Here is a 25,157-nt window from a genome sequence, read left to right as displayed (position 1 = left end):
TTGTATGTTTACGTATCAAAACCCAGCGCAGATACGTAGGAAAACCACACCCAACATCATCAGACACATCCTTGATACACCCCGACATTTTACTGGTGCCACCCCCGCACCACGGCCAAGCCAAGGAAATGTCCATGTCCAGCCCTCACCGTTTCAGATACCCCGCCCTGCTCGCCGCCGTACTGATGCCGCTGAGCCTCGTTGCCACAGGCGCAGCCTTCGCCGCAGACCCAACGCCTGCTGCCCCAAGCACGCAAACCGCACACGACAGCTTTGGCCCGCTCAAGCACATCAAGGCCGGCGTGCTGGATGTCGCCTACGTCGAACAGGGTCCCGCCGACGGTCCTGTAGTCATCCTCCTGCACGGCTGGCCCTATGACATCCACAGCTTCGAAACCGTGACGCCCCTGCTCGCCGCCAAGGGCTATCGCGTCCTGGTGCCCTATGTTCGTGGCTACGGCGACACCCGCTTCCTCTCCGACAAGACGCCCCGCAACGCTCAACCCTCGGCCCTGGCCAGCGATGTGATCGCCTTCATGGACGCTCTGCACGTACAAAAGGCCGTGCTCGCAGGCTTCGACTGGGGTGCACGTAGCGCCGACATCGTCTCGGCCCTGTGGCCCGAGCGGGTCAAGGCGCTGGTCTCGGTCAGCGGCTACCTCATCAGCAGCCAGGAGGCCGCCAAGGCCCCGCTGCCGCCCAGTGCCGAGCTGCAATGGTGGTACCAGTTCTACTTCGCCACCGAACGCGGCCGCGCCGGGTATGAAAAGAATCGTCATGACTTCGCCAAGCTGATCTGGCAGCTCGCCTCGCCGAAGTGGGCATTCGACGATGCCACCTTCGATCGCAGTGCCAAGGCGCTGGACAACCCTGATCAGGTGGCGATCACAGTCAACAACTACCGTTGGCGCCTGGGCCTGGCGCAGGGCGAGACTCAATACGACCCGCTGGAAGCGAAACTGGCCAAGTTCCCCGCAATCACGGTACCGACCATCACCCTCGAAGGCGACGCCAACGGCGCACCACATCCGCCGGCAGACGGCTATCGGCAACGTTTTACCGGGAAGTACGAGCATCGCCTGCTGACCGGCGGGATCGGCCATAACCCACCGCAGGAGGCACCTGCCGCCTTCGCACAGGCGGTGGTGGATGCCGACCACCTTTGACCGGCCCTGGCACATCCGCACAAAGCCCTGGCATGCCAGGGCTTTGTGCGCAGGACAACAGGTCATTTGGCCAGGAGCAGGGGCAACTGGTCGATGATCCCATCGGCCACCGCTGGCCTGGCACCAATGCCACGCAGCGTGTCCACACCGACTCAGGCGCGGGTGATCCCCGTCACTTCGTGACCTGCCGTGCACAACGCCCGTACCAGCGGAATCCCCACCGCACCGGTAGCGCCGGCAATCAACACTTTCATCGCGCCAGCTCCTCGACGGCCTTGGGCGTGTTGCGGAAACTGATGGCCATACGGTTGTAGGCGTTCATCAGGCTGATGGCGATCGTCAGGTCGATCAGCTCACGCTCGGCAAACACCCCGCGAGCGGCCTCATAGGCGTCATCCGGCACACCGGTCTGGGCCACTCGCGTGACCTGCTCGGCCCAGGCAAGTGCCGCCCGCTCGCGCGCATCGAACAGATCGCCCGCTTCTGCCCAGGCCTGGACCAGAGCGATCTTCTCGATCTTCTGGCCTTTCTTGATCAGGTCGCGGGTATGCATGTCCAGGCAATAGGCGCAGTTGTTGATCTGCGAGACCCGCAGGTAGACCAGTTCTACCAGCGTTGCATCGAGGCCGCTCTGCATGACATAGGCGTAGACCCCTCCCAGGGCCTTTGCCCCACCGGGTGCCAGTTGGTTGTAATCGAGTCGGTTGGTCATCTTACTTCTCCCCGGCGTGTGCGACAGGTGTGGTGAGGGCTTTGTCATCGCTATCGACAATGAAGACCGCGAGCAACTTCGCAGGCGCTGTCTTGCTGGCATTGCGGCTCACGGTATGACGCGCGCCGGGGTTCTCGTACCAGCTTTCGCCGGCCTTGAAGACCTGCTTGGGGCCATCATCGACCTGGGACTCGATGGCCCCCGATACGACATAGGCGTAGATGAATGCCGATTGGGCATGCACATGCGAAGGCGACTGAGCACCCGGCGCATAGTCCACCTCGACCGCAACCAGCGATTTGCCCGGAACGTTGGGAATGGCATGTTCGAAGTTGGGCGTCACTACCTCGCCAACACCATGCGCCTGGGCCGTCAGCGAAGCGCCCAACAGGACGCCGGCAAAAAGGGTAGCCGTGAGCGAAAAACGCTTCATCGAGAGTTCCTCGTGGAATGAATGGCAACGTCAGTCTCGGTGCTATCTGGTACATTAAAAAGCACCAAAAATACCTTTTTTACATGTACCAGGCGGCTACCTCGTCGCGTCCAGGCCTAATACTCATGCCGCTCAACGTCAGCATCGACCGCGCTGCAAAAACACCCTTGACCGAGCAGATCCGCGCCAGCATCGGTGCCGCGATCGAATCCGGCGTACTCAAGCCTGGCGCACGCCTCCCCTCCTGGCTGGACCTCGCCGCCCAGTTGGGCGTATCGCGCGGCACCGTGCGCGCCGCCTACGAGATGCTCGTGGACGCCCAGCTCGTGGTCGCCTCACGGGCGGATGGCACACGCGTCTGCGACCGGCCAGCACTCCCCGCGCGCGAAGAAACACCCCCGCGCGAAACCCCGTTCATGGAGTTGTACCGCGAGTTCACCGCAGGCCCCGCAATCTTCCAGCTCGGTGTTCCGGCCCATGAAAGCTTGCCTGCGAGGCTGTTCAGCCAAATCCGCTCACATGCCATGCGCTCGGAGATGCGCGGCTCGATCCAGTACCCCGACCCACGGGGCGAACTGGAACTGCGTCGGGTGGTGGCCGCCTATGTGGCCATCGCCCGAGGTATCGAGTGCCTGCCCTCACAGGTGATCATCACCAGTGGTTTTGCCGGCGGGCTCGGCCTGCTTCTGCAGACACTGGGCATCGGCGGCCGCAAGGCCTGGATCGAAGACCCCGGTTTTCCGTTCTCCCGAAAAGGCCTGGAGCTCGCCGGGCTGGTGCCGGTTCCCGTCCCGGTGGACGCATCGGGCATGGACGTCGAACAAGGCCGACGCCTGGCGCCGGATGCCGCCGTCGCCCTGGTCACCCCCGGACAGCACGCTCCACTGGGCGTCACGATGTCCCTGCCCAGACGCCTGAACCTGCTCGACTGGGCCGCGCAGAACAACGCCTGGATCATCGAAGACGACTACCTCAGCGAGCTGCAACTGGAGTCCAGGGCCGCACCCGCCCTAGCCTCCCTCGACCGCAATGGCCGCGTGGTGCACATCGGCTCATTCAGCAAGACCATCAGCCCCGCGCTGCGCCTGGGCTTCCTCATCGCCCCACCGGCACTGGCCCCCAGGCTCGGCGAAGTCGCCGCCTGCCTGAGCCCCGCGCCGGGCCCGGCCGTGCAACTGGCCACAGCGGAATTCATGCAGCAGGGGCATTACCTGCGCCATCTTCGACGGGCGAAACGCCTATACCGCAGCCAGCGTGACGAACTGCTCAGCGCCTTGAAAGAAAGGCCACTGGGCGCCGACATTTGCACCGCCGGGCTGGCGGTACTGCTGCGACTGCCGGCTGGGACGCCGGATGTGAGTATTGTCAGAGAGGCGTCGATGTTCAGCATGTCGCCTGGGGCATTGTCGCCGTGGTATCTGGACCAGGCGCGGGCCAGCAGCGGGATTCTGCTTGGTATTGCGACCAGCTCGGGGCGAGAGCTGGAGCGGTGCTGTGATCGGCTGGATGAGATTGTTGGGCGGTTTGTGGAGGGTGATGGGGGTGGGCTATAGACCCTGGCCCTGGCCATCAGCCGTCTACACTGGCAAGATCAACTGCAGCGTTCACGAAGGGCCTTGGCGTTGTCACACGGCTACTCCAAGGAGAGGTCATGACCCTACGCAGCTTGGCAAAAAATCTTCCACCCGATCCTCACAATGAGGGCTGGGTGCTTGGCTGGGGAGTGCTGAGGGATCGACATCCCTGGCACTTTGTCGACGTCTTCGCCGACAGAAATACCGCCAGGATGGAGGCGCAACGCCGGGGAGATGACTACGTCGTGGAGTATGGCGCACACCGACTAGGATCGGATGATTTCATATGCGGTGTGAGCTTGCCTGAAGGGTAGACAAGCGTCGACTGACCGCGAAGACTCCGGCGAAGCGGCTCTCGCGTAGCCGCTCCAAGCTTCGCCACATGTATAAATTTACTGACCAGCCGCAGCTTCGGACATCCATCGATCTGGACCATGCAACTGCTGCTGGGGCAAACCAAAGAACAGATAACGTGCGGGGAGCGCCACCTAGCGGGCTCTTGGCGAAACCTGCCGACAAAGTAACGTGTCGGAAGCGCTTCGGAAAGTTTTTTCTACCCCAGAAACGCAAAAAGCCCTGAATAATCAGGGCTTTGAATATGGCGGAAGCGTAGAGATTCGAACTCTAGGATAGTTGCCCATCGACGGTTTTCAAGACCGTTGCCTTAAACCACTCGGCCACGCTTCCAGCTTGTTTTGCGGCGGCAATCATACCGTAATGAAACACGCTGTCAAACTCTCTCTGTCGCCCGTTGCAGAGGCTCTGTTATGATCTTTGCATCTGAACGTTTCAAACCCACAGGAGTGTCGCCATGCGCGAACAGGATTACGCCGTACAACACGGCCAGCAGGTCGAGCAGCAGGAGGTCAGCAAGGTCCTGCGCAACACGTACAGCCTGCTGGCGCTCACGCTTGCCTTCAGCGGCGTGATGGCTTTCGTCGCTCAACAGATGCGCGTCGGTTACCCGAACATCTTCGTGGTGCTGATCGGCTTCTACGGGCTGTTCTTCCTCACCGCCAAGCTGCGTGACTCGGTCTGGGGCCTGGTTTCGACCTTCGCCCTCACCGGCTTCATGGGCTTCATCCTCGGCCCGATCCTCAACCGCTACCTCGGCATGGCCGGTGGCGCTGAAGTGGTCAGCTCGGCCTTCGCCATGACCGCTCTGGTGTTCGGCGGCCTGTCGGCCTACGTGCTGATCACCCGCCGCGACATGAGCTTCCTCAGCGGCTTCATCACCGCGGGCTTCTTCGTGTTGCTGGGTGCCGTGGTCGCGAGCTTCTTCTTCCAGATCAGCGGCCTGCAACTGGCGATCAGCGCTGGCTTCGTGCTGTTCTCGTCGGTCTGCATCCTGTTCCAGACCAGCGCCATCATCCATGGCGGCGAGCGCAACTACATCATGGCGACCATCAGCCTGTATGTATCGATCTACAACCTGTTCGTCAGCCTGCTACAGCTGTTCGGCATCATGGGTCGTGACGACTGATCGTTAGCGATTGGACGATTCAGGAAAGCCCGCTTCGGCGGGCTTTTTTGTGGGCGGGTGCTTTTAGGGTTGCACGCCCCCCCACCTCCACAAAGAAACAAAGAGCAGCCCGGCCAAGACGTACCTCTACCCCTTCGCCGTCGGGCCCCGTAGAATGCGCTCCTTTTTTCTTCGGGGCGGTTTCCCATGAGTTCACTCGAACACGAGCCGGGCGCGACGGCGCCTGCCAACGAACTGGTCCTTGGCCTCGAGGACAAGCCGCGGCCACTGATCGGCCTGCTGGCAGCACTGCAGCACTTGTTGGCGATCATCGTGCCAATCGTCACTCCCGGCCTGTTGATCTGCCAGGCGCTGGGCGTTTCGCCGCGGGACACCAACCTGATCGTGTCGATGTCGTTGGTGATCTCGGGCATCGCCACCTTCGTTCAGTGCAAGCGCTTCGGGCCATTCGGCGCGGGATTGCTGATCGTCCAGGGCACCAGCTTCAACTTCGTCGGGCCGCTGATTGCCGGTGGCGCGCTGATGGTCAAGCAGGGTACGCCAGTCGAAGGCGTGATGGCGGCGATCTTCGGTGTAGTGATCGCCGGCTCGTTCGTGGAGATGGGCGTTTCGCGCATCCTGCCATTCATCAAGCGCCTGATCACCCCGCTGGTGACAGGCATCGTGGTGCTGATGATCGGCCTCACCCTGATCAAGGTTGGCCTGATCAGCATGGGCGGTGGCTTCGCGGCCATGGGCAACGGCACCTTCGCCAATGGCGAGAACCTGCTGCTGTCGGGCGTGGTGCTGGCGATCATCGTGCTCCTCAACCGGATTCCGGTGGTGTGGATGCGCAGTTGCGCCATCGTCATCGCGCTGGCGGTGGGCTATGCGCTGGCAGGCTACCTGGGGCGCCTGGACTTCACTGGCATGCACGAGGCCGCGCTGTTCCAGGTGCCGGTCCCGCTGCACTTCGGCCTGGGCTTCTCCTGGGCGCTGTTCATTCCGATGCTGGTGATCTACCTGGTGACCTCGCTGGAAGCCATCGGCGATGTGACAGCCACCAGCAAAGTGTCGCGCCAGCCGGTCGAAGGGCCGGTGTGGATGCAACGGATCAAGGGCGGGGTGCTGGTCAACGGTGCCAACTCGCTGCTGGCGGGCCTGTTCAACACCTTCCCTAGCTCGATCTTTGCGCAGAACAATGGGGTGATCCAGCTGACGGGCATCGCCAGCCGTCATATCGGTGTCTGGATCGCGCTCATGCTGGTACTGCTGGGGCTGTTTCCGAGCGTAGCCGGGGTGATCCAGGCCGTGCCGGAGCCTGTGCTGGGTGGCGCTGCGATGGTGATGTTCGGTGCGGTGGCGGCATCAGGGATCAACATCCTGGCCAGCACCCGCCTGGACCGGCGGGCGCTGCTGATCATCGCCGTGTCGCTGGCCCTGGGGCTGGGCGTGGCGCAGGTGCCGGAGTTCCTGGCGCACATGCCGGCGGCGCTGCGTAACGTACTGGAGTCGGGCGTTGCCACCGGCGGCATCTGCGCCCTGGTGCTGAACTGGTTCCTGCCAGAGAGCCAGGAACGCGCCTGACCATCGTTGCAGGCAGACAAAAGCCCGCGCCTACAGGTGCGGGCTTTTTGCTTTATCATGACGGCATTTCTTTGCACGAGCCTTCCATGAAATTCGCCATCGCGGTGTTTTCTCCGGCCCATGCGCCCTCCTCGCGCCGCGCGCTGCGCTTCGCCGAGGCGGCCGTGGCCGGCGGACACGAGATTACCCGACTGTTCTTCTATCAGGATGGGGTGCACAGCGCCTCGGCCAACGTCGTCGCGCCGCAGGATGAACAGGATGTGGCGGCGCAATGGCGCAGCTTCGTCAGCGACCATCAGCTCGATGCCGTGGTCTGCATCGCCGCAGCATTGCGCCGTGGCGTGCTCGACGAGGCCGAAGCCAACCGCTACCAGCGCCCTGCCGTGAACCTGCCCAAACCCTGGGAGCTGTCCGGCCTTGGGCAACTGCACGAAGCTGCGCAAATGGCAGACCGCCTGGTCTGCTTCGGAGGCGATTGAAATGGCCAGATCCTTGTTGATCATCAGCCGTCAGGCGCCTTGGAATGGGCCATCCGCCCGCGAAGCGCTGGATATCGCGCTTGCCGGTGGCGCCTTCGACCTGCCGCTGGGCATGCTGTTTCTCGACGACGGTGTCTTCCAGCTCGCCAGCAGCCAACAACCGGCGCTGCTGCAGCAGAAGAACCTTGCCGCCAACCTGCAGGCGCTTCCGATGTTCGGGGTCGAGGAACTGTTCGCCTGCGCGCACAGCCTCCAGCAGCGCGGGCTGGACGGCAGCACGCTGGAACTGCCAGTACAGGTTCTCGACGATGCAGCGCTGCGCGCACTGATCGCCCGTTTCGACCAGGTGGTGACCCTCTGATGATGACCTTGCATGTAATCAGCCATTCGCCCTTCGGCGACGACCGCCTGGCCAGTTGCCTGCGTTTGCTGGACACCCAGGACGCGCTGCTGCTGTGCGGCGATGCAACCTACGCCCTCAAGCCTGGCAGCGAACCTTACCGGGTGTTGCACGCTGCAGGCCTGGAGCAACGCCTGTTCGCCCTCGAAGAAGACCTACAGGCCCGCGCAATCCCCAGCGAGTTGGCAAAGGCCGTGGACTATCCCGCCTTCGTCGAGCTCTCGCTGCACTACGACAAGGTCAACACCTGGCTATGAGCAACCTGACTGTCGGCGATCGCTCGATCGCCCTGGACAAGGACGGCTTCCTGGTCGACTTGCAGGACTGGTCCCACGAGGTCGCCCAAGCCCTGGCCGCTCGTGAAGCGATCGCATTGACCCCGGACCATTGGGAAGTCCTCGAACTGCTGCGTCAGTTCTACGACGAATATCAGCTTTCGCCAGCGACTCGTCCGCTGATCAAGTACACCGCCCTGAAGCTGGGCCCGGACAAGGGCAACAGCCCGCACCTGAACCGTCTGTTCAACGGCACCCCCGCCAAACTGGCCGCCAAGCTGGCGGGCCTGCCCAAGCCGACCAACTGCATATGACCGAGCCGATGACCGACAGCCCAAGCCCCCTGACCCTGGAAACCCCGGCCGAACACCCCTTCGCCGAATTCGTGCGCATTCTTGGCAAGGGCAAGCGAGGGGCACGGGGCTTGACCCGCGAGGAAGCGCGCGCGGCGATGACACTGCTGCTCGAAGGGAAAGTCGAAGACACCCAACTGGGCGCCTTCCTGATGCTGCTGCGGCACAAGGAGGAAAGTGCCGAGGAACTGGCTGGTTTCACCGAAGCCCTGCGCAGCCACCTGCAAGCACCATCGATCGCCGTGGATATCGACTGGCCAAGCTATGCCGGCAAGAAGCGCCACCTGCCCTGGTACCTGCTGGCCGCCAAGTGCCTGGCTGGCAACGGCGTGCGTATTCTCATGCATGGCGGCGGCGCCCACACGGCCGGGCGCCTGTACACCGAACAGTTGCTCACCCTGTTGGACATCCCCCTGTGCCGCGACTGGCAAGCGGTGGCCAGCAGCCTGGACCAGCAGCAACTGGCCTTCTTCCCGTTGCAGGACTGGGCGCCGCAGTTGCAGCGGATGATCGACCTGCGCAACACCTTGGGCCTGCGCTCGCCGATCCACTCCCTGGCCCGTGTACTCAACCCACTCGGCGCCCGCTGCGGCCTGCAAAGCATCTTCCACCCCGGCTACCAGGCCGTGCACCGCGAAGCCAGCCGCCTGCTCGGCGATCACGCCCTGGTGATCAAAGGTGATGGCGGCGAGATCGAGGTGAACCCCGATGTCCTCAGTCACTTGTACGGCACTACTGGCAGCGAGGCCTGGGACGAAGAATGGCCCGCGCTAAGCGCACAACGCCACGTCAAGCCGGCAAAGCTTGAGCCTGAGCATCTGTTGGCGGTATGGCGCGGCGCGGCGCAGGACAGCTATGGCGAGCTGGCAGTAGTCGCGACCATGGCCCTGGCGCTGCGCGGTCTGGGCCAGGATCGCGAACTGGCGTTCAGCACCGCGCGCACGTTCTGGTCAAACCGAAACATCTAATCACTCGATCAATGACCGGCGATATTTGCGCTATTTATTCGAACGGTATGCCCTAGACTGAGCTCCAACGACAAACGACTTGTAATTGGAGCTCCACATGGGCCTTTTGATCGACGGCCGCTGGCATGACCAGTGGTACCAGAACAGCAAGGATGGCGCCTTCCGCCGCGAAAACGCCCAGCGCCGAAATGCGCTACCTGCGGCCGAAGCAGGCCGTTACCACCTGTATGTTTCGCTGGCATGCCCATGGGCGCACCGCACCCTGATCCTCCGCGCACTCAAGGGCCTGGAGCCACTGATCGACGTCTCTGTAGTGAGCTGGCTGATGGGCGAGCATGGTTGGACCTTCGACACCGCACAAGGCTCGACCGGCGATCATCTCGACGCTCTCCGGTACCTGCATCAACGCTATACCTTGGATGATCCGCACTACACCGGACGGGTGACGGTACCCGTGCTGTGGGACAAGCAAGAGAAGCGCATCGTCAACAACGAATCAGCGGAAATCATCCGCATCTTCAACAGCGCGTTCGACGAGTTGACCGGCAACCGTCTGGACCTTTACCCCGAACCACTGCGCGCCACCATCGATGCACTCAACGAACGCATTTACCCGGCGGTGAACAACGGCGTTTATCGCGCAGGCTTCGCCACCACCCAGGAGGCGTACGAGGCAGCGTTCGATGAGGTGTTCAATGAGCTGGATCACCTGGAGGCGCTGCTCGACACACAGCGCTACCTGGCAGGCGAATACCTGACCGAGGCGGATGTAAGGCTGTTCACCACGCTGGTGCGCTTCGATGCGGTGTATCACGGACACTTCAAGTGCAACCTGCGACGACTGGCGGACTATCCGAACCTCTCCAACTGGCTGCGCGAGCTTTATCAGTGGCCGGGGGTGGCGCAGACGGTGAATATGGAGCATATCCAGAAGCACTACTACATGAGCCACAAGACCATCAACCCGAACGGCATCGTGCCCAAGGGGCCATTGCAGGACTTCACGCTGCCCCATGATCGTGAGCGGTTGGCGGGCAAGGGAATATGGCAGGGTTGAAATCGCTGGGGCTGCTTCGCAGCCCATTCGCGGGCAAGCCCGCTCCCACAGGTTTAAAGCGGCGCCTTACCTGTGGGAGCGGGCTTGCCCGCGAATGGATCACAAAGTGGTCCCAGTGATCAGCTGTTCTGCGCCCCTTCGAACCAGGCCAGCTTGTCACGCAACTGCACCACTTCCCCAACGATCACCAGGGTCGGCGCATGCACTTCATGCCGGGCGACCAGGTCCGGCAGGTCTGCCAGGGTCCCGGTGAATACGCGCTGATTGCGGGTAGTGCCCTGCTGCACCAGCGCTGCCGGCGTGCTTGCCGCACGACCATGACGGATCAACTCGGCGCAGATGGTCGGCAAGCCAACCAGGCCCATGTAGAACACCAAAGTCTGGGCTGGCGCCACCAGGTCATTCCAGGGCAGGTTGCTGGTGCCGTCCTTGAGGTGGCCCGTGACGAAGCGCACCGACTGGGCGTAGTCGCGGTGAGTCAGCGGAATACCGCCGTAGGCCGAACAGCCGCTGGCCGCCGTGATACCCGGCACCACCTGGAAGGGGATGCCCTCATCGGCCAGTTCCTCGATCTCCTCGCCGCCACGGCCGAAGATGAACGGATCGCCGCCCTTCAGGCGCAACACACGCTTCCCTTGGCGGGCCAGATCGACCAACAGGCGGTTGATCTGGTCCTGGGGCACGGCATGGTCAGCGCGACGCTTGCCGACATAGATGCGCTCGGCATCACGCCGGCACATCTCGATGATGGCCGGAGCCACCAGACGGTCGTAAAGCACCACGTCAGCCTGCTGCATCAGGCGCAAGGCACGGAAGGTCAACAAGTCGGGATCACCAGGACCGGCACCGACCAGATAGACCTCACCGCCCTGTTGCACAGGGGCGCCATCGACCATGGCCTGCAACAGGCGCTCGGCTTCGGCGCCCTGCCCGGCCAACTGGCGCTCGCCGATCGGCCCCTGGAACACTGTCTCCCAGAAGCCGCGCCGCTGGTTGACGTCCGGGTACAGCGACTTGACCTTGTCCCGAAAACGCGCGGCCAGGCCTGCCAGCTCGCCATAGGTGGACGGAATCCAGGCCTCGAGCTTGGCCCGGATCAAGCGTGCCAGCACCGGCGCATCGCCGCCACTGGACACCGCCACAACCAACGGCGAGCGATCGACGATGGCAGGGAAGATCACTGTGCACAGGGCCGGTGCATCCACCACGTTGACCGGCAGGCTGCGCGCTTGTGCGTCTGCCGACACCTGCGCGTTGAGCGCCGGGTCATCGGTGGCAGCGATCACCAGACGGCACCCCTCCAGGTCAGCGACCTGATAGCCACGCACCAGCACCTCTCCGCTGCCTTCCCTGGCCAGCGCGGCCAACTGGCCGTCGACTTCCGGCGCGACCACCCGCAGCACACCCCCGGCATCAGCCAACAGGCGCGCCTTGCGCAGAGCGATCTCACCGCCGCCGACGACCAGTACCCGGCCGCCCTGCAGCTTATGGAACAGCGGCAGGTACTTCATTTAGCGGATAACCTCGACGCCGCCCATGTAGGGCTTGAGCACTTCAGGGACGCGAATCGAACCATCGGCCTGCTGGTAGTTCTCCAGCACCGCAACCAGCGTACGGCCCACCGCCAGGCCCGAGCCGTTGAGCGTGTGCACCAGCTCCGGCTTGCCGGTTTCCGGATTGCGCCAGCGGGCCTGCATGCGGCGGGCCTGGAAGTCGCCACAGTTGGAGCAGGAGCTGATTTCACGGAACTTGCCTTGGCTCGGCACCCACACTTCCAGGTCGTAGGTCTTCACGGCGCCGAAGCCCATGTCGCCGGTGCACAGGGCCAGCACGCGGTACGGCAGCTCGAGCAACTGCAGCACGCGCTCGGCGTTGGCGGTCAGGCCTTCAAGGGCTTCCATCGACTTGGACGGCTCCACCACCTGGACCATCTCGACCTTGTCGAACTGGTGCTGGCGGATCATGCCGCGGGTGTCACGGCCCGATGCGCCGGCTTCGCTGCGGAAGCACGGGGTGTGGGCGACCAGTTTCAGCGGCAGCTGCTTGGCGTCGAGGATCTCGCCCGCCACCAGGTTGGTCAGCGACACTTCGGCGGTCGGGATCAGGTAGAAGTCGGCCTCGCCTTCGCGGGTGATCTTGAACAGGTCTTCCTCGAACTTCGGCAACTGGCCGGTGCCCTGCAGGGCCGGGGCCTGTACCAGGTACGGGGTGTAGTGCTCCTCGTAGCCGTGCTCGCCGGTGTGCAGGTTGATCATGAACTGCGCCAGGGCGCGGTGCAGACGGGCGATCGGCCCACGCAGCACGGCAAAGCGAGCGCCGGACAGCTTGGCCGCGGCCTCGAAGTCCAGGCCACCGCTGACTTCACCCAGGGCAACGTGGTCCTTGATTTCGAAGTCGAAGGCCTGCGGCGTGCCCCAGCTGCGCACTTCGACATTGTCTTCTTCGCTGGCGCCGACCGGCACGCTGGCGTCCGGCAGGTTGGGGATGGTCAGCAGGATGCCGTCGAGCTCGGCCTGGATCTCGTCCAGCTCGGCCTTGCCGGCCGCCAGCTCGTTGGCCATGCGCTCGACGTCCGCCATCAGCGGGGCGATGTCTTCGCCCTTGGCCTTGGCCTGGCCGATGGATTTGGAACGGGCATTACGCTCGGCCTGCAGCTGCTCGGTGCGGGTCTGCACCGACTTGCGGCGCTCTTCCAGTGATTCGATGCGCGCGACATCCAGGCTGAAGCCACGGGAGGCCAGGCGTTCCGCCACTTCCTGAAGTTGGCCGCGTAACAGTTTGGAATCGAGCATATCGTTCTCTCGTTGTGTTTAGGTGTTGGTTCAGATTCGGGTCAGGGCCAGGCCAGCCCAGGTGGCGAGCAGCCCGCCCAGCACGCTGGCGGCGGCATAGCCGAAGGCCAGGGGCGCCTGTCCGCTTTCGAGCAGGCGCACGGTATCCAGTGAAAAGGATGAAAAGGTGGTCAACCCGCCGACGAAGCCGACGATCAGCCCCGCACGTACCTCGATCGGCACGCCGGGCTTGTTGAGGAACAGGCCGTACAGCACACCAATGATCAGGCAGCCCACCAGATTGACCGCAAGCGTAGCGAGATAGAAGTGCCGTGGCCAGTGGGCATTGACCCAGTTACCCACCGCAAAGCGAAGCAAGGTGCCAGCAATACCTGCGGCGCTCACCGAAGCGATCAGGGCAATCACGTTTTTCTCCGTTGACGGGGGCTGTTGCGGTCCAGTTCGGCAAGGTGGCGCAGTTTCTCGCCAATCTTCAATTCCAGGCCACGTGGCACTGGCTGGTAATAGGGGCGTGGCTCGAGCTCGTCGGGGAAGTAATCTTCGCCAGCTGCGTAGGCATCCGGCTCGTCGTGGGCGTAGCGGTACTCATCGCCATAGCCCAGTTGCTTCATCAGCTTGGTCGGTGCGTTGCGCAGGTGCAGTGGCACTTCGAGCGAGCCATGCTCGGCAGCCTCGCGCAAGGCGGTCTTGAAGCCCATGTAGACGGCGTTGCTCTTGGGTGCGCAGGCAAGGTAAGTGATGGCCTGGGCCACCGCCAGCTCGCCCTCGGGGCTGCCCAGGCGTTCCTGGACATCCCAGGCTGCCAGGCACAGACTCAGTGCACGGGGGTCGGCGTTACCGATGTCCTCGCTGGCCATGCGCACCACGCGACGGGCGATGTACAAGGGATCGCAACCGCCATCGAGCATGCGCGCGAACCAGTACAGCGCACCGTCAGGATTGGAGCCGCGCACCGATTTGTGCAGCGCTGATATCTGGTCATAGAACGCCTCGCCACCCTTGTCGAAGCGGCGGCGGCTGTCGCCAAGCAGGCTTTGCAGCATCTGCACGTCGATTTCGCTGCCATCCTCGGCAAGGTCGGAAGCGTTCTCGAGGAAGTTGAGCATGCGCCGACCATCGCCATCGGCGGCAGCCATGAGCATTTTGAACGCCTCATCGCCGATCCGCAGGTTGCGCTTGCCCAGCCCACGTTCTTCGGTCAGCGCACGGTTGACCAACTTGCGCAGGGCCGCTTCGTCCAGGCTCTTGAGCACATAGACCCGAGCCCGCGACAGCAAGGCGTTGTTCAGTTCGAACGAAGGGTTTTCGGTGGTGGCGCCGATGAACAGCAAGGTGCCGTCTTCGACGTAGGGTAGAAAGGCATCCTGCTGGGACTTGTTGAAGCGGTGCACTTCATCCACGAACAGGATGGTACGCCGACCATACTGGCCGGCCTGCTGCTTGGCCACCTCGACGGCCTGGCGGATTTCCTTGACCCCCGCCAGCACCGCCGAGACCGTCTCGAAATGTGCATCGCAAAACTGCGCAAGCAGCCGGGCCAGCGTCGTTTTGCCAACCCCCGGCGGCCCCCAGAAGATCATCGAGTGCAGCGCACCCTGCTCCAGCGCTTCACGCAGCGGCTTGCCGCGTGCCAGCAGGTGCTCCTGGCCCACGTACTCGTCCAGGTTGGACGGACGCAGGCGAGCAGCCAGGGGCTGGGCAACGGGTTCGCTTCGAAACAGGTCCATGATGCCTCGCGTTACTCCTGGATGACGTCGGCGCCTTCCGGGATCTTGAACTGGAACGTGCTCGCCGGGACAGCCTGGTTGGCCTTGACCCCGTTGAACAGGATGTTGGTGCGCTGACCGACGCTGTCGATCAGTTGCATGTCATTGATCAGCCCTTTGCGGAACGAGATGCGCAGGGAGTCGAACAGCGTGTCCTTGGTCTTGGGCTTGAGGGTGAAGTCCATGACCTCCCCCTGCTCCTTCGACGCGATGTCGAAGCTCTGGCTGATCTTGGAGACATCGCCGGACAGCAGCAGCGCCGGGGTCTGGCTCAAACGCACGTCAAGCTTCTTGACCGTGGCCTGTTCCAGGTCCGGGTCCCACAGGGTGACTTTTTGCCCATCGGACACCACCACCTGCTCCTGCGGAGCATCGGTGTGCCAGTAGAACAGCCCCGGACGCTTGACCGTCATCTTGCCGGTCGTTTCCTGCAAGCTGGTGCCGCTGGCATCCAGGGTCAGCTGGGAGAAGTTGGCCTCGATGGTCTGGGACTTTTCCAGCAATTGGGTCAGGCGCTGTACGTCTTGCTCACCGGCATGAGCCGTAACCGAGCCCAGGGTCAGGGCAGAAACCAACAGCATGCGAATCGCGCGCATGGGAATCCTCATTGAGCAGTGAATAGGCCGAACGCCGTCGTTGGCGCCCGGCAAAGTGATCATCAATCGCGCGGGCCACCCGGGGCAATCACTTCCCGCGAGCCGTTGCTGTTCATCGGGGTGACTACGCCGGCCATCTCCATCGCCTCGATCATCCTCGCGGCACGGTTGTAGCCGATCTTGAGCTTGCGCTGTACCGCGGAGATCGACGCCCGGCGGCTCTCGAGCACGAACTGCACCGCTTCGTCGTACAGGGCGTCGGTTTCCGCATCGTCACCATCGCCACCACCGCCGCCACCTTCGAAGCCGCTGCCGGCCTCTTCGACACCGTTGAGGATGTCGTCGTTGTAGTCCGGTGCGCCACGCAGCTTCCACGCCTCGACCACGCGATGTACTTCATCGTCGGAAACGAAGGCACCATGAACACGGATCGGTAGGCTGGTACCCGGCGGCATGTAGAGCATGTCACCATGACCGAGCAGCTGCTCGGCACCGCCCTGGTCGATGATGGTCCGCGAGTCGATCTTGCTCGACACCTGGAACGCCATGCGGGTCGGGATGTTGGCCTTGATCAGGCCGGTGATCACATCGACCGACGGACGCTGGGTGGCGAGGATCAGGTGGATACCGGCCGCCCGCGCCTTCTGGGCGATACGCGCGATCAGCTCTTCGACCTTCTTGCCGACGATCATCATCATGTCGGCGAATTCATCGACAACCACCACGATGGTCGGCAGGGTCTTGAGCGTCGGCGGCTCGTCTTCCATGCTCTCGCGACGGTACAGCGGATCGTGGATGACCTCACCCGCTTCCTGGGCGTCCTTGATCTTGCGGTTGAAGCCCGCCAGGTTACGCACGCCCATGGCAGCCATCAGCTTGTAGCGGCGCTCCATCTCGGCGACGCTCCAGCGCAGGGCGTTGGCGGCGTCCTTCATGTCGGTGACCACCGGGCACAGCAGGTGCGGAATGCCTTCGTAGATCGACAGTTCGAGCATCTTCGGGTCGATCATGATCAGCCGCGCATCTTCAGGGCCGGACTTGAACAGGATCGAAAGGATCATCGCGTTCACACCCACCGATTTACCGGAACCAGTGGTACCGGCCACCAGCAAGTGCGGCATCTTGGCAAGGTCGGTGATCACTGGCTTGCCGCCGATGTCATGACCCAGCGCGAGGGTGACCGGCGACTTCTGCTCGTCGTACTGCGGGGTCGACAGCACTTCGGAGAAGCGCACCATCTGGCGGTTCTCGTTGGGGATTTCGATACCCACGGTTGTCTTGCCGGGGATCACCTCGACCACCCGCACGCTGGTCACTGCCAGCGAACGCGCCAGGTCCTTCGCCAGGTTGGCGATGCGGCTGACCTTGACACCTGCAGCCGGCTGGATTTCGTAACGGGTAATCACCGGGCCCGGATGGATGGAGTCCACCGACACCTCGACACCGAACTCCTTCAGCTTGATTTCCAGCAGGTGACCGACGCCAGCCAGCGACTCGGGCGAATACTCGATCTTCTTCTGCTCGGCTGGGTCGAGAATGGAGATCGACGGCAGCGTGCCTTCGACGGCGCTATCGACGAACAGCGGCGCCTGCTTCTCCTTCATCACCCGCTTGCTCGGTTCGGGGGCCTTGGGCGGCGGCGTGGGTATGTTGATCACCGGGGCCGGCTGTTGCTCGCGCTGGGCCACGTGCTTGGTCAGTGCCTCGTCGCGCTCGATGATGCGCTCGCGGGCCTTGATCTGCTCGCGTTTGTCCGCGACCACAGGAGCAACCACCTCATCGACCTGGTCATCTACCTCGCGCAGTTGCGCCACCAGGCGCTTGCGCTCGTTGCGCGCCTCCCACCAGCGAGTGGCTGCGCCCTGCACCAGTTCGAACAGATCGAGGGTGATCTTGCCGGTGACATCCATCACCTTGAACCAGGACAGATCGGTGAACACGGTCAGGCCGAACAGGAACAGGGCGATGAACATCAGCGTGCTGCCCTGCACATTCAGCAGGTTGCGCGCCAGGTCACCCAGGCTTTCACCCAGGGCACCGCCCGCGGAGAACGGCATGCTCGCAGTAGGGTGGAAATGGATATGCGCCAGCGCCGCGCCCGACAGCACCAGGAACACCAGGCCGATCAAGCGCCAGGAGAACAGCCAGCCGCTCCATTGCCAGGGCTGATGGCGCTCGCGGAAGATCTGCCAGGTCTTGATTGCCAGCAGCAACGGGAAAATGTAGGCGAAGTAGCCGAGCACCATGAACAGGATGTCGGCGAAGAAGGCTCCGGCGCGCCCGGCAGCATTCTGCACCTGGTCGACGTTGCTGGTGTGGCTGAAGCTCGGATCGGACGTGTCGTAGGTCAGCAGCGCCATCCACAGGTACAGGCACAGGGCACCGACGGCGATCAGCGCGCCTTCCTTGAGGCGATAATGCAACTGCTGGCGCCACAATGGCACGGGCAAAGGGGTCGGGGTTGCGGTGGATTTCTTCAAAACGCGTCTATTCCTGCGCTCGCTGCGCGTTAAATAGTGATCGAGCCGATGACTGGCCGACGAACCACTACTTTTATCATTACTGCCCGCCTGCCGCCATGGCGGCACGCCGCATGGCGCATGAACGGAGGGCCGATTTCCATGGGTGCAATTTGAGCATGCATTTTGTTCTGTGACAAAGGCTTATGCTGTATTTTTGCACAGGTATGACAGCAAATGTCCGGGTTGGTGCCGGATGGCTCATTAATGCGTAGGAAACCGCCGTATACGCTGTGCCAAAACCACCCATGGCGGGCAGGAACCAATCCCATTCGCTGGCGGCCCCTCAGGCAGCACAAGGCCAGACGTTGACCACGTTTCTTTCAGCCGCCATGCTGCCCTCTCCCCTCCCCTACCGCCGAAAGACCATGCTCACCTGGCTGACCCGCGACTCGCTGACCTTCCCACCCCTGGAAAAAGCCCTGAACGAGCCCAACGGCCTGCTCGCCGCCGGTGGCGACCTGACGCCAGAGCGCCTGATCCAAGCCTATCGTCATGGCTGCTTTCCCTGGTACCAGGACGGCCAACCCATCCTCTGGTGGTCACCGGACCCGCGCACCGTACTCTTCCCGGACGAGTTGCACGTTTCGCGCTCACTGGCCAAGCTCCTGCGCCAGGGTCGCTATCAGGTCAGCTTCGACAGCGACTTCGAACGGGTCATCGCCGCTTGCGCCGCTCCGCGCGACTACGCCGACGGCACCTGGATCACCGACAGCATGCAGGCCGCGTACTGTGAACTGCATCGACGCGGCATCGCCCATTCGGTGGAGGTGCGCCAGGATGGCGAGCTGGTCGGCGGCCTGTATGGCTTGGCCATGGGCCAGCTGTTCTTCGGAGAGTCCATGTTCAGCCGTGCCGACAACGCTTCGAAGGTCGGCTTCGCGACCCTGGTCGAGCACCTGCGCCAGGCCGGCTTTGCCCTGATCGACTGCCAGATGCCGACCAATCATTTGCACAGCCTCGGTGCTCGCGCCATCAGCCGCGCCGAGTTCGCCCGTTATCTCGCGCGCCACCTCGACCAGCCCAGCAAGGCAACCTGGGTTCGCTAGGCGAGTTCCCATTGCTGGCATACACTTAAGACAACGTCTTGCCGAGGGGTCGATCATGACAGAGTTGGCGCGGTTGAAGTTCTATGCCACTCAACCTCACTCCTGCAGCTATCTGCCGGAGGAGCAGGCGACCACGCTGTTCCTGGACCCCAGCCAGCCGATGGACGTCCATGTGTACGCCGACCTTTCTGAAATGGGTTTTCGTCGCAGCGGCGATCATCTCTATCGCCCGCACTGCCAGAATTGCAATGCCTGCGTGCCGGCGCGCATCCCCGCGGCACGCTTCATCCCCAACCGCCAGCAGCGGCGCATCCTCAAACGCAACGCCGACGTCACCGTCACCGCTGCGCGCCCAGCGTTCAAGGAAGAGTACTTCGACCTGTATCGACGCTACATCGAACAGCGCCATTCGGACGGCGACATGTACCCGCCCAGCCGCGACCAGTTCTCCACCTTCCTGGTACGCGACCTGCCATTCTGCTGGTTCTACGAGTTCCGCCTCGAAGGCCGCCTGCTGGCGATCGCCGTGTGCGACCTGCTGCCCAACGGTCTTTCGGCGGTCTACACCTTCTACGAGCCCGATGAAGAACGTCGCAGCCTGGGGCGCTTTGCCATTCTCTGGCAGATCACCGAAGCGCTGCGGCAGAATCTCGAGGCTGTCTACCTGGGTTACTGGATCAAGAACTGCAAGAAGATGAACTACAAGACCCAGTATCGCCCCATCGAATTGCTGATCAACCAGCGCTGGGTCAGTCTCAACTGAAAGCATTGGCTTGAAACACAGTTTTCGGGCATAATCCACGCCACTTTTTTTGCCCGGTGCAGTCGTGCGTCGGGCCATCACTGGATACCGAGGGCTTTACTGCATGTCGAAAGAAGACAGCTTCGAAATGGAAGGCACTGTCGTCGACACCCTGCCCAACACCATGTTCCGCGTGGAGTTGGAAAACGGGCACGTCGTTACCGCGCACATCTCCGGCAAGATGCGCAAGAACTACATCCGTATTCTCACTGGCGACAAGGTTCGCGTCGAACTGACGCCATACGACCTGAGCAAGGGCCGCATCACCTACCGCGCCCGCTAAGCTCCAGCCATGAAAAAGCCCGGCCTATGTGCCGGGCTTTTTTGTATCTGCTTGAATGTAGACCGGCTGTGCCTGTGATCGCGACCAAAGCCGCTCCCACAGGCACAGCGCGACACCGCTGTTACGCAACCTCGGCCGTGGTCTCGAAATCGAAGACCAGCTCACCGTCACGCAACTCGACATGCACCACGCCACCGTGCTCGGACAGCTCGCCGAACAGGATCTCCTCGGCCAGCGGCCGCTTGATCTTGTCCTGGATGAGGCGTGCCATCGGCCGTGCGCCCATCTGCACGTCGTAGCCCTTGACTGCCAGCCAGCCGCGCGCCTCGTCGCTGACCTCCAGCAACACGCGCTTGTCTTCCAGCTGGGCCTGCAGCTCGATGAGGAACTTGTCGACGATACTCTTGATCGTCTCGTGACTCAGGCGGCCGAACTGGATGATGGTGTCCAGGCGGTTGCGGAACTCCGGCGTGAAGCTCTTGCGGATGACTTCCATGGCATCGGACGTATGATCCTGCTGGGTGAAGCCGATCGAGGCACGCGCCGCGGTTTCGGCACCCGCGTTGGTGGTCATGATCAGGATCACGTTGCGGAAGTCGGCCTTGCGCCCGTTGTTATCGGTCAGCGTCCCGTGGTCCATCACCTGCAGCAGCAGATTGAAGACTTCAGGATGGGCCTTCTCGATCTCATCGAGCAGCAGCACACAGTGCGGTTGCTTGGTGATCGCCTCGGTCAGCAGACCGCCCTGGTCGAAACCGACATAGCCGGGCGGCGCACCGATCAGGCGCGACACGGTATGCCGCTCCATGTACTCGGACATGTCGAAGCGCACAAGCTCCACCCCAAGCGCCTTGGCCAACTGACGGGCAGCCTCGGTCTTGCCGACACCGGTAGGCCCTGCGAACAGGAACGAGCCGACCGGCTTGTCCGGCGCCTTCAGGCCTGCACGCGACAGCTTGATGGCGGTGGACAGCGAGTCGATCGCCGCATCCTGACCGAACACGGTCAGCTTGAGATCACGCTCCAGGTTACGCAGCAGCTCCTTGTCGGAACTGGTGACGTGCTTCGGCGGAATCCGCGCGATCTTGGCGACGATGTCCTCGACCTGCGGCACCTCGATGCGCTTGACCCGGCTGGCTTCCGGCTGCAGGCGCTGGTATGCACCCGCTTCATCGATCACGTCGATGGCCTTGTCCGGCATGTGGCGGTCATTGATGTAGCGAGCAGCCAGTTCTGCAGCCGCGCGCAGCGCCTCATCGCTGTACTCGATGTTGTGGTGGCTTTCGAAACGCCCCTTCAGGCCACGCAGGATACCGACGGTATCTTCCACCGACGGCTCGCTGACATCGACCTTCTGGAAACGCCGCGCCAGGGCACGGTCCTTCTCGAAGATGCCACGGAATTCCTGGAAGGTGGTCGAGCCGATGCAGCGGATATCCCCGGAGGACAGCAACGGCTTGAGCAGGTTGGACGCATCCATCACCCCACCGGATGCCGCACCGGCACCAATGATGGTGTGAATCTCGTCGATGAACAGGATTGCCTGCGGACGCTTGCGCAGCTCACCGAGCAGCGCCTTGAAGCGCTTCTCGAAATCGCCGCGGTATTTGGTGCCGGCCAGCAGTGCACCCAGGTCGAGCGAGTAGACCACGCTCTGCGCCAACAGGTCCGGCACCTGGCCATCGACGATGCGCTTGGCCAGGCCTTCGGCGATGGCAGTCTTGCCGACGCCCGCCTCCCCGACCAGCAGCGGGTTGTTCTTGCGGCGGCGGGCCAGGATCTGCGCGACGCGCTCGACCTCCTGCTCACGCCCCACCAGCGGATCGATACGACCGGCACGGGCCAGTTCGTTGAGGTTGCTGGCATAGGCGTCCAGCGGGTTGCTTGACGAAGACGCCTCGCCTCCCTCCTCATCCTGCATTTCCTGGTCGCTGTCGGCATGCGGACCGTGCCCCGGCACTTTGGAGATGCCATGGGCGATGTAGTTGACCACATCGATGCGCGCCACGCTCTGCTGCTTGAGCAGGAACACGGCCTGGCTTTCCTGTTCGCTGAAGATCGCTACCAGCACATTGGCACCGGTCACTTCACGCTTGCCGGAGCTTTGCACGTGGAAAACGGCGCGCTGCAGCACACGCTGGAAACCGAGCGTAGGCTGGGTTTCGCGGTCCTCGTCGTGGACGGGAATCAGTGGCGTGGTCGAATCGATGAACTCCTGCAGGTCATGCTTGAGCTTGTCGAGATTGGCGCCACAGGCGCGCAGAACGGTCGCGGCGGCCTCATTGTCAAGGAGTGCCAGCAACAGGTGTTCGACGGTCATGAATTCATGACGCTTCGAACGGGCCTCCTTGAAGGCCAGATTGAGGGTGACTTCGAGCTCGCGGTTTAACATAGCTTCACCTCATACCCAAGTGGTCGGCGATTAACCGTCCTTCTCGATTTCACAGAGTAGCGGATGCTGGCTTTCTCTTGCGTATTGATTGACCTGCATGGCCTTGGTCTCGGCGATGTCGCGGGTAAACAATCCGCACACTGCCCGGCCCTCGGTATGGACGGTCAGCATGATCTTGGTCGCCAGCTCGCGGTTCAGACTGAAGAACGTCTCGAGCACTTCGACGACGAAATCCATCGGCGTGTAGTCATCATTGAACAAAACCACCTTGTACATCGGTGGCGCCTGCAGGATCGGCTTGGCTTCCTGCACTGCCAGACCTGCACCGTCGTCCTCATCGGACTTCGGATGATCCTGATTGAATGTTAGTCGAATCTGCCTGAGTGCATGCATGGAAAGAATTTCATCATATCGACAGGTTAGGGTAATGGATTGACCGCGCAGTCACCGCAGGAGCGGCCGCCGCATGACCTTGACTATCGGCAAAACGGTGTTACAACCAATAAGAACCCACCGTGGTCTATAAAGATCCGCGCAGTCAACCAGATTTTTCGCACGGTTCGTATGCGGATGAAGTGGATGATACTCCAGTGATGGAGTCCTTTGCAGAGGGACATAGGGATGGCAAGCGGTAAAGTCAAGTGGTTCAACAATGCCAAGGGCTATGGGTTCATCAACGAAGAGGGCAAGACAGACGACCTGTTCGCCCACTATTCGGCGATCCAGATGGACGGCTACAAGACATTGAAGGCCGGCCAGACAGTCTCCTTCGACATCGTCCAAGGCCCCAAGGGACTGCACGCGGTCAATATCTCCAGCCCCAGCACCACGGTAGGCACCTCGCAGGCGAACACGGCTGCCGAGGCCTGACCCCGACTCCTGTCCTATACGAAAAAACCGGCCGCCTCTTTAATATGAAGAGACGGCCGGTTTTTTTGTTACCTCACATGTGCTTGATCATCTCATCGCCGAAGCCCGAGCTGCTCACCAGCCTGGCGCCGTCCATCAGGCGCTCGAAGTCGTAGGTCACGGTCTTGGCGGCGATCGCGCCGTTGGTACCCTTGATGATCAGGTCGGCCGCTTCGGTCCAGCCCATGTGCCGCAACATCATTTCGGCAGACAGGATCACCGACCCCGGATTGACCTTGTCCTGCCCGGCATACTTGGGCGCAGTGCCATGGGTCGCCTCGAACATGGCCACGGTATCGGAAAGGTTGGCGCCCGGCGCAATACCGATACCGCCCACCTCCGCCGCCAGCGCGTCGGACAGGTAGTCGCCATTGAGGTTGAGCGTGGCAATCACGTCATACTCGGCCGGACGCAGCAGGATCTGCTGGAGCATGGCGTCGGCAATGGCGTCCTTGACGATGACTTCGCGGCCCGATTTCGGATTGCGGAACTTCATCCACGGGCCGCCATCGAGCAGCTCGGCGCCGAATTCGTCTTTCGCCACTTCGTAACCCCAGTCCTTGAAAGCACCCTCGGTGAATTTCATGATGTTGCCCTTGTGCACCAAGGTCAGCGACTCGCGATCGTTATCCACCACATACTGCAGGGCCTTGCGCACCAGGCGCTTGGTGCCCTCGCGCGAGACCGGCTTGACCCCGATGCCGCAGTCCTGGTCGAACCGGATCTTGGTGACGCCCATTTCCTCCTTCAGGAACTTGATCACCTTGTTGGCCTCGGGCGAGCCAGCCTTCCACTCGATACCGGCGTAGATATCCTCGGAGTTCTCGCGGAAGATCACCATGTCGACATCGCCAGGCTTCTTCACCGGGCTGGGCACGCCCTGGAACCACAATACCGGGCGCAGGCAGACGTACAGGTCGAGCTGCTGGCGCAGGGCGACGTTCAGCGAGCGGATACCGCCACCCACCGGCGTGGTGAGCGGGCCCTTGATCGACACCACGTAGTCGCGCACCGCATCGAGGGTCTCCTGGGGCAGCCAGGTATCCTGGTCATAGACCTGCGTGGCCTTCTCGCCGGCGTACACCTCCATCCAGGCAATCTTGCGCTTGCCGCCGTAGGCCTTCTGCACGGCGGCATCCACCACCTTGATCATGACCGGAGAGACATCGACACCGATGCCATCGCCCTCGATGTAGGGGATGATCGGGTTGTCGGGAACGTTGAGCGAATGGTCTGCATTGACGGTGATCTTGGCGCCATCCGTCGGAACCTTGATTTTCTGGTATCCCATGCTTGCACTACTCCGCTGTCGGGGGTGGTTGGACATCATGCGATCCAATGAGCCTAAACCACATCCGCCGACCTGCAAGCCGGACAGCCCCGACACCCTGCGGCATCACGCCACATTGCCCGTACATCTTTGGTCTTATAAAGGCGTCGATATCACTTCGCCTTGCTGATTAGCCCAAAGGGTTTGATATACTCCGGCCCTGACCGCAGGGTCATCGGGGCGAACCCTTGGAAAATGCGGCTCGCCCTCGGCCAGGAAAGGCCAGAAAGCCTGGGCTGTTACCGCATCCCAG

Annotated in this window: 27 protein-coding genes and 1 tRNA gene; 15 read left to right on the top strand and 13 right to left on the bottom strand. The window is 62.4% G+C overall.

Annotated elements, in window-relative coordinates; translation table 11 throughout:
- The first annotated feature begins 134 nt into the window (after positions 1 to 134).
- Positions 135 to 1,166 (top strand): alpha/beta fold hydrolase, encoded by a 1,032-nt coding sequence (locus tag ACTYOL_RS09975; RefSeq protein ID WP_444757848.1) that lies wholly within the window; start codon positions 135 to 137, stop codon positions 1,164 to 1,166.
- Positions 1,167 to 1,318: 152 nt separating this feature from the next.
- On the opposite strand, the gene ACTYOL_RS09970 is transcribed toward ACTYOL_RS09975, so the two are convergent.
- The 3 genes from ACTYOL_RS09970 to ACTYOL_RS09960 are packed head-to-tail and all read right to left on the bottom strand — an operon-like array spanning position 1,319 to position 2,311.
- Positions 1,319 to 1,420, bottom strand: a complete 102-nt coding sequence (locus ACTYOL_RS09970) for an NAD-dependent epimerase/dehydratase family protein (RefSeq protein ID WP_444757847.1) — start codon at positions 1,418 to 1,420, stop codon at positions 1,319 to 1,321.
- Positions 1,417 to 1,878 carry a carboxymuconolactone decarboxylase family protein gene (locus tag ACTYOL_RS09965; RefSeq protein WP_444757846.1) on the bottom strand — a complete coding sequence of 154 codons (462 nt, stop codon included), beginning with the start codon at positions 1,876 to 1,878 and terminating at the stop codon, positions 1,417 to 1,419. Before ACTYOL_RS09965 ends, ACTYOL_RS09970 begins: the two co-directional genes overlap by 4 nt.
- 1 nt (position 1,879) lies before the next feature.
- Positions 1,880 to 2,311, bottom strand: a complete 432-nt coding sequence (locus ACTYOL_RS09960) for a cupin domain-containing protein (protein WP_197891406.1) — start codon at positions 2,309 to 2,311, stop codon at positions 1,880 to 1,882.
- A gap of 125 nt (positions 2,312 to 2,436) precedes the next feature.
- Here ACTYOL_RS09960 and pdxR point away from each other — a divergent pair, with 125 nt between their 5' ends.
- Both pdxR and ACTYOL_RS09950 read left to right on the top strand, forming a co-directional pair.
- Positions 2,437 to 3,864 (top strand): MocR-like pyridoxine biosynthesis transcription factor PdxR, encoded by a 1,428-nt coding sequence (pdxR, locus tag ACTYOL_RS09955; RefSeq protein ID WP_444757845.1) that lies wholly within the window; start codon positions 2,437 to 2,439, stop codon positions 3,862 to 3,864.
- Positions 3,865 to 3,962: 98 nt separating this feature from the next.
- A complete protein-coding gene (locus ACTYOL_RS09950) occupies positions 3,963 to 4,199 on the top strand; it encodes a hypothetical protein (protein WP_232233450.1) in 237 nt (78 codons plus the stop codon).
- Positions 4,200 to 4,484: 285 nt separating this feature from the next.
- On the opposite strand, the gene ACTYOL_RS09945 is transcribed toward ACTYOL_RS09950, so the two are convergent.
- Positions 4,485 to 4,572: transfer RNA gene (locus ACTYOL_RS09945), tRNA-Ser, on the bottom strand.
- A 124-nt stretch (positions 4,573 to 4,696) separates the two neighbouring features.
- On the opposite strand from ACTYOL_RS09945, the gene ACTYOL_RS09940 reads away from it, so the two are divergent.
- The 8 genes from ACTYOL_RS09940 to ACTYOL_RS09905 all read left to right on the top strand — a co-directional run bounded on the left by ACTYOL_RS09940 (position 4,697) and on the right by ACTYOL_RS09905 (position 10,466).
- Positions 4,697 to 5,368 (top strand): Bax inhibitor-1/YccA family protein, encoded by a 672-nt coding sequence (locus ACTYOL_RS09940; RefSeq protein WP_054892316.1) that lies wholly within the window; start codon positions 4,697 to 4,699, stop codon positions 5,366 to 5,368.
- A gap of 186 nt (positions 5,369 to 5,554) precedes the next feature.
- Entirely contained in the window at positions 5,555 to 6,934 is a 1,380-nt protein-coding gene (locus tag ACTYOL_RS09935; protein WP_197891402.1) for a nucleobase:cation symporter-2 family protein, read from the top strand.
- Between the two features lie 86 nt (positions 6,935 to 7,020).
- Positions 7,021 to 7,413 (top strand): sulfurtransferase complex subunit TusD, encoded by a 393-nt coding sequence (gene tusD / locus ACTYOL_RS09930; protein WP_200603739.1) that lies wholly within the window; start codon positions 7,021 to 7,023, stop codon positions 7,411 to 7,413.
- 1 nt (position 7,414) lies between these two features.
- Positions 7,415 to 7,774 carry a sulfurtransferase complex subunit TusC gene (tusC, locus tag ACTYOL_RS09925; RefSeq protein ID WP_065864358.1) on the top strand — a complete coding sequence of 120 codons (360 nt, stop codon included), beginning with the start codon at positions 7,415 to 7,417 and terminating at the stop codon, positions 7,772 to 7,774.
- Positions 7,774 to 8,070, top strand: a complete 297-nt coding sequence (gene tusB, locus ACTYOL_RS09920) for a sulfurtransferase complex subunit TusB (protein WP_153773019.1) — start codon at positions 7,774 to 7,776, stop codon at positions 8,068 to 8,070. Before tusC ends, tusB begins: the two co-directional genes overlap by 1 nt.
- Positions 8,067 to 8,402 carry a TusE/DsrC/DsvC family sulfur relay protein gene (locus ACTYOL_RS09915; protein WP_054892321.1) on the top strand — a complete coding sequence of 112 codons (336 nt, stop codon included), beginning with the start codon at positions 8,067 to 8,069 and terminating at the stop codon, positions 8,400 to 8,402. The genes tusB and ACTYOL_RS09915 overlap by 4 nt, the downstream gene beginning before the upstream one ends.
- An 8-nt stretch (positions 8,403 to 8,410) precedes the next feature.
- Positions 8,411 to 9,409, top strand: a complete 999-nt coding sequence (locus ACTYOL_RS09910; RefSeq protein WP_153773018.1) for a glycosyl transferase family protein — start codon at positions 8,411 to 8,413, stop codon at positions 9,407 to 9,409.
- A gap of 97 nt (positions 9,410 to 9,506) precedes the next feature.
- Entirely contained in the window at positions 9,507 to 10,466 is a 960-nt protein-coding gene (locus ACTYOL_RS09905) for a glutathione S-transferase family protein (protein WP_444757844.1), read from the top strand.
- Positions 10,467 to 10,585: 119 nt separating this feature from the next.
- On the opposite strand, the gene cysG is transcribed toward ACTYOL_RS09905, so the two are convergent.
- From cysG to ftsK, 6 genes are all read right to left on the bottom strand, one after another.
- Entirely contained in the window at positions 10,586 to 11,977 is a 1,392-nt protein-coding gene (cysG, locus tag ACTYOL_RS09900; RefSeq protein WP_200603738.1) for a siroheme synthase CysG, read from the bottom strand.
- Positions 11,978 to 13,258 (bottom strand): serine--tRNA ligase, encoded by a 1,281-nt coding sequence (serS, locus tag ACTYOL_RS09895; protein ID WP_444757843.1) that lies wholly within the window; start codon positions 13,256 to 13,258, stop codon positions 11,978 to 11,980.
- A gap of 30 nt (positions 13,259 to 13,288) precedes the next feature.
- Positions 13,289 to 13,663 carry a fluoride efflux transporter CrcB gene (gene crcB, locus ACTYOL_RS09890; protein ID WP_444757842.1) on the bottom strand — a complete coding sequence of 125 codons (375 nt, stop codon included), beginning with the start codon at positions 13,661 to 13,663 and terminating at the stop codon, positions 13,289 to 13,291.
- Positions 13,660 to 14,985, bottom strand: coding sequence for a replication-associated recombination protein A (locus ACTYOL_RS09885; RefSeq protein WP_444757841.1), 1,326 nt, complete (start codon positions 14,983 to 14,985; stop codon positions 13,660 to 13,662). Before ACTYOL_RS09885 ends, crcB begins: the two co-directional genes overlap by 4 nt.
- 11 nt (positions 14,986 to 14,996) lie before the next feature.
- Positions 14,997 to 15,620 carry an outer membrane lipoprotein chaperone LolA gene (lolA, locus tag ACTYOL_RS09880; RefSeq protein ID WP_054892328.1) on the bottom strand — a complete coding sequence of 208 codons (624 nt, stop codon included), beginning with the start codon at positions 15,618 to 15,620 and terminating at the stop codon, positions 14,997 to 14,999.
- Positions 15,621 to 15,682: 62 nt separating this feature from the next.
- Positions 15,683 to 18,100, bottom strand: coding sequence for a DNA translocase FtsK (ftsK, locus tag ACTYOL_RS09875; protein WP_065864366.1), 2,418 nt, complete (start codon positions 18,098 to 18,100; stop codon positions 15,683 to 15,685).
- Between the two features lie 407 nt (positions 18,101 to 18,507).
- On the opposite strand from ftsK, the gene aat reads away from it, so the two are divergent.
- From aat to infA, 3 genes are all read left to right on the top strand, one after another.
- Complete coding sequence (aat, locus tag ACTYOL_RS09870) at positions 18,508 to 19,188, top strand: leucyl/phenylalanyl-tRNA--protein transferase (protein WP_153773013.1); 681 nt, start codon at positions 18,508 to 18,510, stop codon at positions 19,186 to 19,188.
- A 55-nt stretch (positions 19,189 to 19,243) separates the two neighbouring features.
- Complete coding sequence (locus tag ACTYOL_RS09865) at positions 19,244 to 19,951, top strand: arginyltransferase (RefSeq protein ID WP_054892331.1); 708 nt, start codon at positions 19,244 to 19,246, stop codon at positions 19,949 to 19,951.
- A gap of 103 nt (positions 19,952 to 20,054) precedes the next feature.
- Positions 20,055 to 20,273, top strand: coding sequence for a translation initiation factor IF-1 (gene infA / locus ACTYOL_RS09860; RefSeq protein WP_002553999.1), 219 nt, complete (start codon positions 20,055 to 20,057; stop codon positions 20,271 to 20,273).
- A 121-nt stretch (positions 20,274 to 20,394) separates the two neighbouring features.
- Here the strand turns inward: infA and clpA are convergent, their stop codons facing one another.
- Positions 20,395 to 22,665 carry an ATP-dependent Clp protease ATP-binding subunit ClpA gene (gene clpA / locus ACTYOL_RS09855; protein WP_054892332.1) on the bottom strand — a complete coding sequence of 757 codons (2,271 nt, stop codon included), beginning with the start codon at positions 22,663 to 22,665 and terminating at the stop codon, positions 20,395 to 20,397.
- A 30-nt stretch (positions 22,666 to 22,695) separates the two neighbouring features.
- Positions 22,696 to 23,058, bottom strand: a complete 363-nt coding sequence (clpS, locus tag ACTYOL_RS09850; RefSeq protein WP_054892333.1) for an ATP-dependent Clp protease adapter ClpS — start codon at positions 23,056 to 23,058, stop codon at positions 22,696 to 22,698.
- A 228-nt stretch (positions 23,059 to 23,286) separates the two neighbouring features.
- Here clpS and cspD point away from each other — a divergent pair, with 228 nt between their 5' ends.
- Entirely contained in the window at positions 23,287 to 23,535 is a 249-nt protein-coding gene (cspD, locus tag ACTYOL_RS09845; RefSeq protein WP_063544259.1) for a cold shock domain-containing protein CspD, read from the top strand.
- Between the two features lie 73 nt (positions 23,536 to 23,608).
- Here the strand turns inward: cspD and icd are convergent, their stop codons facing one another.
- Positions 23,609 to 24,865: an NADP-dependent isocitrate dehydrogenase gene (icd, locus tag ACTYOL_RS09840; RefSeq protein ID WP_054892335.1), complete on the bottom strand. Its 1,257-nt coding sequence runs from the start codon at positions 24,863 to 24,865 to the stop codon at positions 23,609 to 23,611.
- Between the last annotated feature and the right edge of the window lie 292 nt (positions 24,866 to 25,157).

The sequence above is a fragment of the Pseudomonas sp. A014 genome (genome assembly GCF_052378495.1).
GTDB classification, from domain to species: Bacteria; Pseudomonadota; Gammaproteobacteria; order Pseudomonadales; family Pseudomonadaceae; genus Aquipseudomonas; species Aquipseudomonas machongensis.
This window is presented reverse-complemented; position numbering and strand designations above follow the sequence as displayed.

Excerpts from the sequence above, each read along its gene's own strand:
- ACTYOL_RS09865 (WP_054892331.1), top strand. The coding sequence starts at position 19,244 with ATGACAGAGTTGGCGCGGTTGAAGTTCTATGCCACTCAACCTCACTCC.
- tusD (WP_200603739.1), top strand. The coding sequence starts at position 7,021 with ATGAAATTCGCCATCGCGGTGTTTTCTCCGGCCCATGCGCCCTCCTCG.
- aat (WP_153773013.1), top strand. The coding sequence starts at position 18,508 with ATGCTCACCTGGCTGACCCGCGACTCGCTGACCTTCCCACCCCTGGAA.
- ACTYOL_RS09915 (WP_054892321.1), top strand. The coding sequence starts at position 8,067 with ATGAGCAACCTGACTGTCGGCGATCGCTCGATCGCCCTGGACAAGGAC.
- ACTYOL_RS09965 (WP_444757846.1), bottom strand. The coding sequence starts at position 1,878 with ATGACCAACCGACTCGATTACAACCAACTGGCACCCGGTGGGGCAAAG.
- clpS (WP_054892333.1), bottom strand. The coding sequence starts at position 23,058 with ATGCATGCACTCAGGCAGATTCGACTAACATTCAATCAGGATCATCCG.
- clpA (WP_054892332.1), bottom strand. The coding sequence starts at position 22,665 with ATGTTAAACCGCGAGCTCGAAGTCACCCTCAATCTGGCCTTCAAGGAG.
- tusC (WP_065864358.1), top strand. The coding sequence starts at position 7,415 with ATGGCCAGATCCTTGTTGATCATCAGCCGTCAGGCGCCTTGGAATGGG.
- ACTYOL_RS09970 (WP_444757847.1), bottom strand. The coding sequence starts at position 1,420 with ATGAAAGTGTTGATTGCCGGCGCTACCGGTGCGGTGGGGATTCCGCTG.
- lolA (WP_054892328.1), bottom strand. The coding sequence starts at position 15,620 with ATGCGCGCGATTCGCATGCTGTTGGTTTCTGCCCTGACCCTGGGCTCG.
- ACTYOL_RS09940 (WP_054892316.1), top strand. The coding sequence starts at position 4,697 with ATGCGCGAACAGGATTACGCCGTACAACACGGCCAGCAGGTCGAGCAG.
- ACTYOL_RS09950 (WP_232233450.1), top strand. The coding sequence starts at position 3,963 with ATGACCCTACGCAGCTTGGCAAAAAATCTTCCACCCGATCCTCACAAT.
- ACTYOL_RS09960 (WP_197891406.1), bottom strand. The coding sequence starts at position 2,311 with ATGAAGCGTTTTTCGCTCACGGCTACCCTTTTTGCCGGCGTCCTGTTG.
- pdxR (WP_444757845.1), top strand. The coding sequence starts at position 2,437 with ATGCCGCTCAACGTCAGCATCGACCGCGCTGCAAAAACACCCTTGACC.
- ACTYOL_RS09935 (WP_197891402.1), top strand. The coding sequence starts at position 5,555 with ATGAGTTCACTCGAACACGAGCCGGGCGCGACGGCGCCTGCCAACGAA.
- ACTYOL_RS09885 (WP_444757841.1), bottom strand. The coding sequence starts at position 14,985 with ATGGACCTGTTTCGAAGCGAACCCGTTGCCCAGCCCCTGGCTGCTCGC.
- ACTYOL_RS09905 (WP_444757844.1), top strand. The coding sequence starts at position 9,507 with ATGGGCCTTTTGATCGACGGCCGCTGGCATGACCAGTGGTACCAGAAC.
- icd (WP_054892335.1), bottom strand. The coding sequence starts at position 24,865 with ATGGGATACCAGAAAATCAAGGTTCCGACGGATGGCGCCAAGATCACC.
- serS (WP_444757843.1), bottom strand. The coding sequence starts at position 13,258 with ATGCTCGATTCCAAACTGTTACGCGGCCAACTTCAGGAAGTGGCGGAA.
- tusB (WP_153773019.1), top strand. The coding sequence starts at position 7,774 with ATGATGACCTTGCATGTAATCAGCCATTCGCCCTTCGGCGACGACCGC.
- cspD (WP_063544259.1), top strand. The coding sequence starts at position 23,287 with ATGGCAAGCGGTAAAGTCAAGTGGTTCAACAATGCCAAGGGCTATGGG.
- ACTYOL_RS09910 (WP_153773018.1), top strand. The coding sequence starts at position 8,411 with ATGACCGACAGCCCAAGCCCCCTGACCCTGGAAACCCCGGCCGAACAC.
- cysG (WP_200603738.1), bottom strand. The coding sequence starts at position 11,977 with ATGAAGTACCTGCCGCTGTTCCATAAGCTGCAGGGCGGCCGGGTACTG.
- ACTYOL_RS09975 (WP_444757848.1), top strand. The coding sequence starts at position 135 with ATGTCCAGCCCTCACCGTTTCAGATACCCCGCCCTGCTCGCCGCCGTA.
- infA (WP_002553999.1), top strand. The coding sequence starts at position 20,055 with ATGTCGAAAGAAGACAGCTTCGAAATGGAAGGCACTGTCGTCGACACC.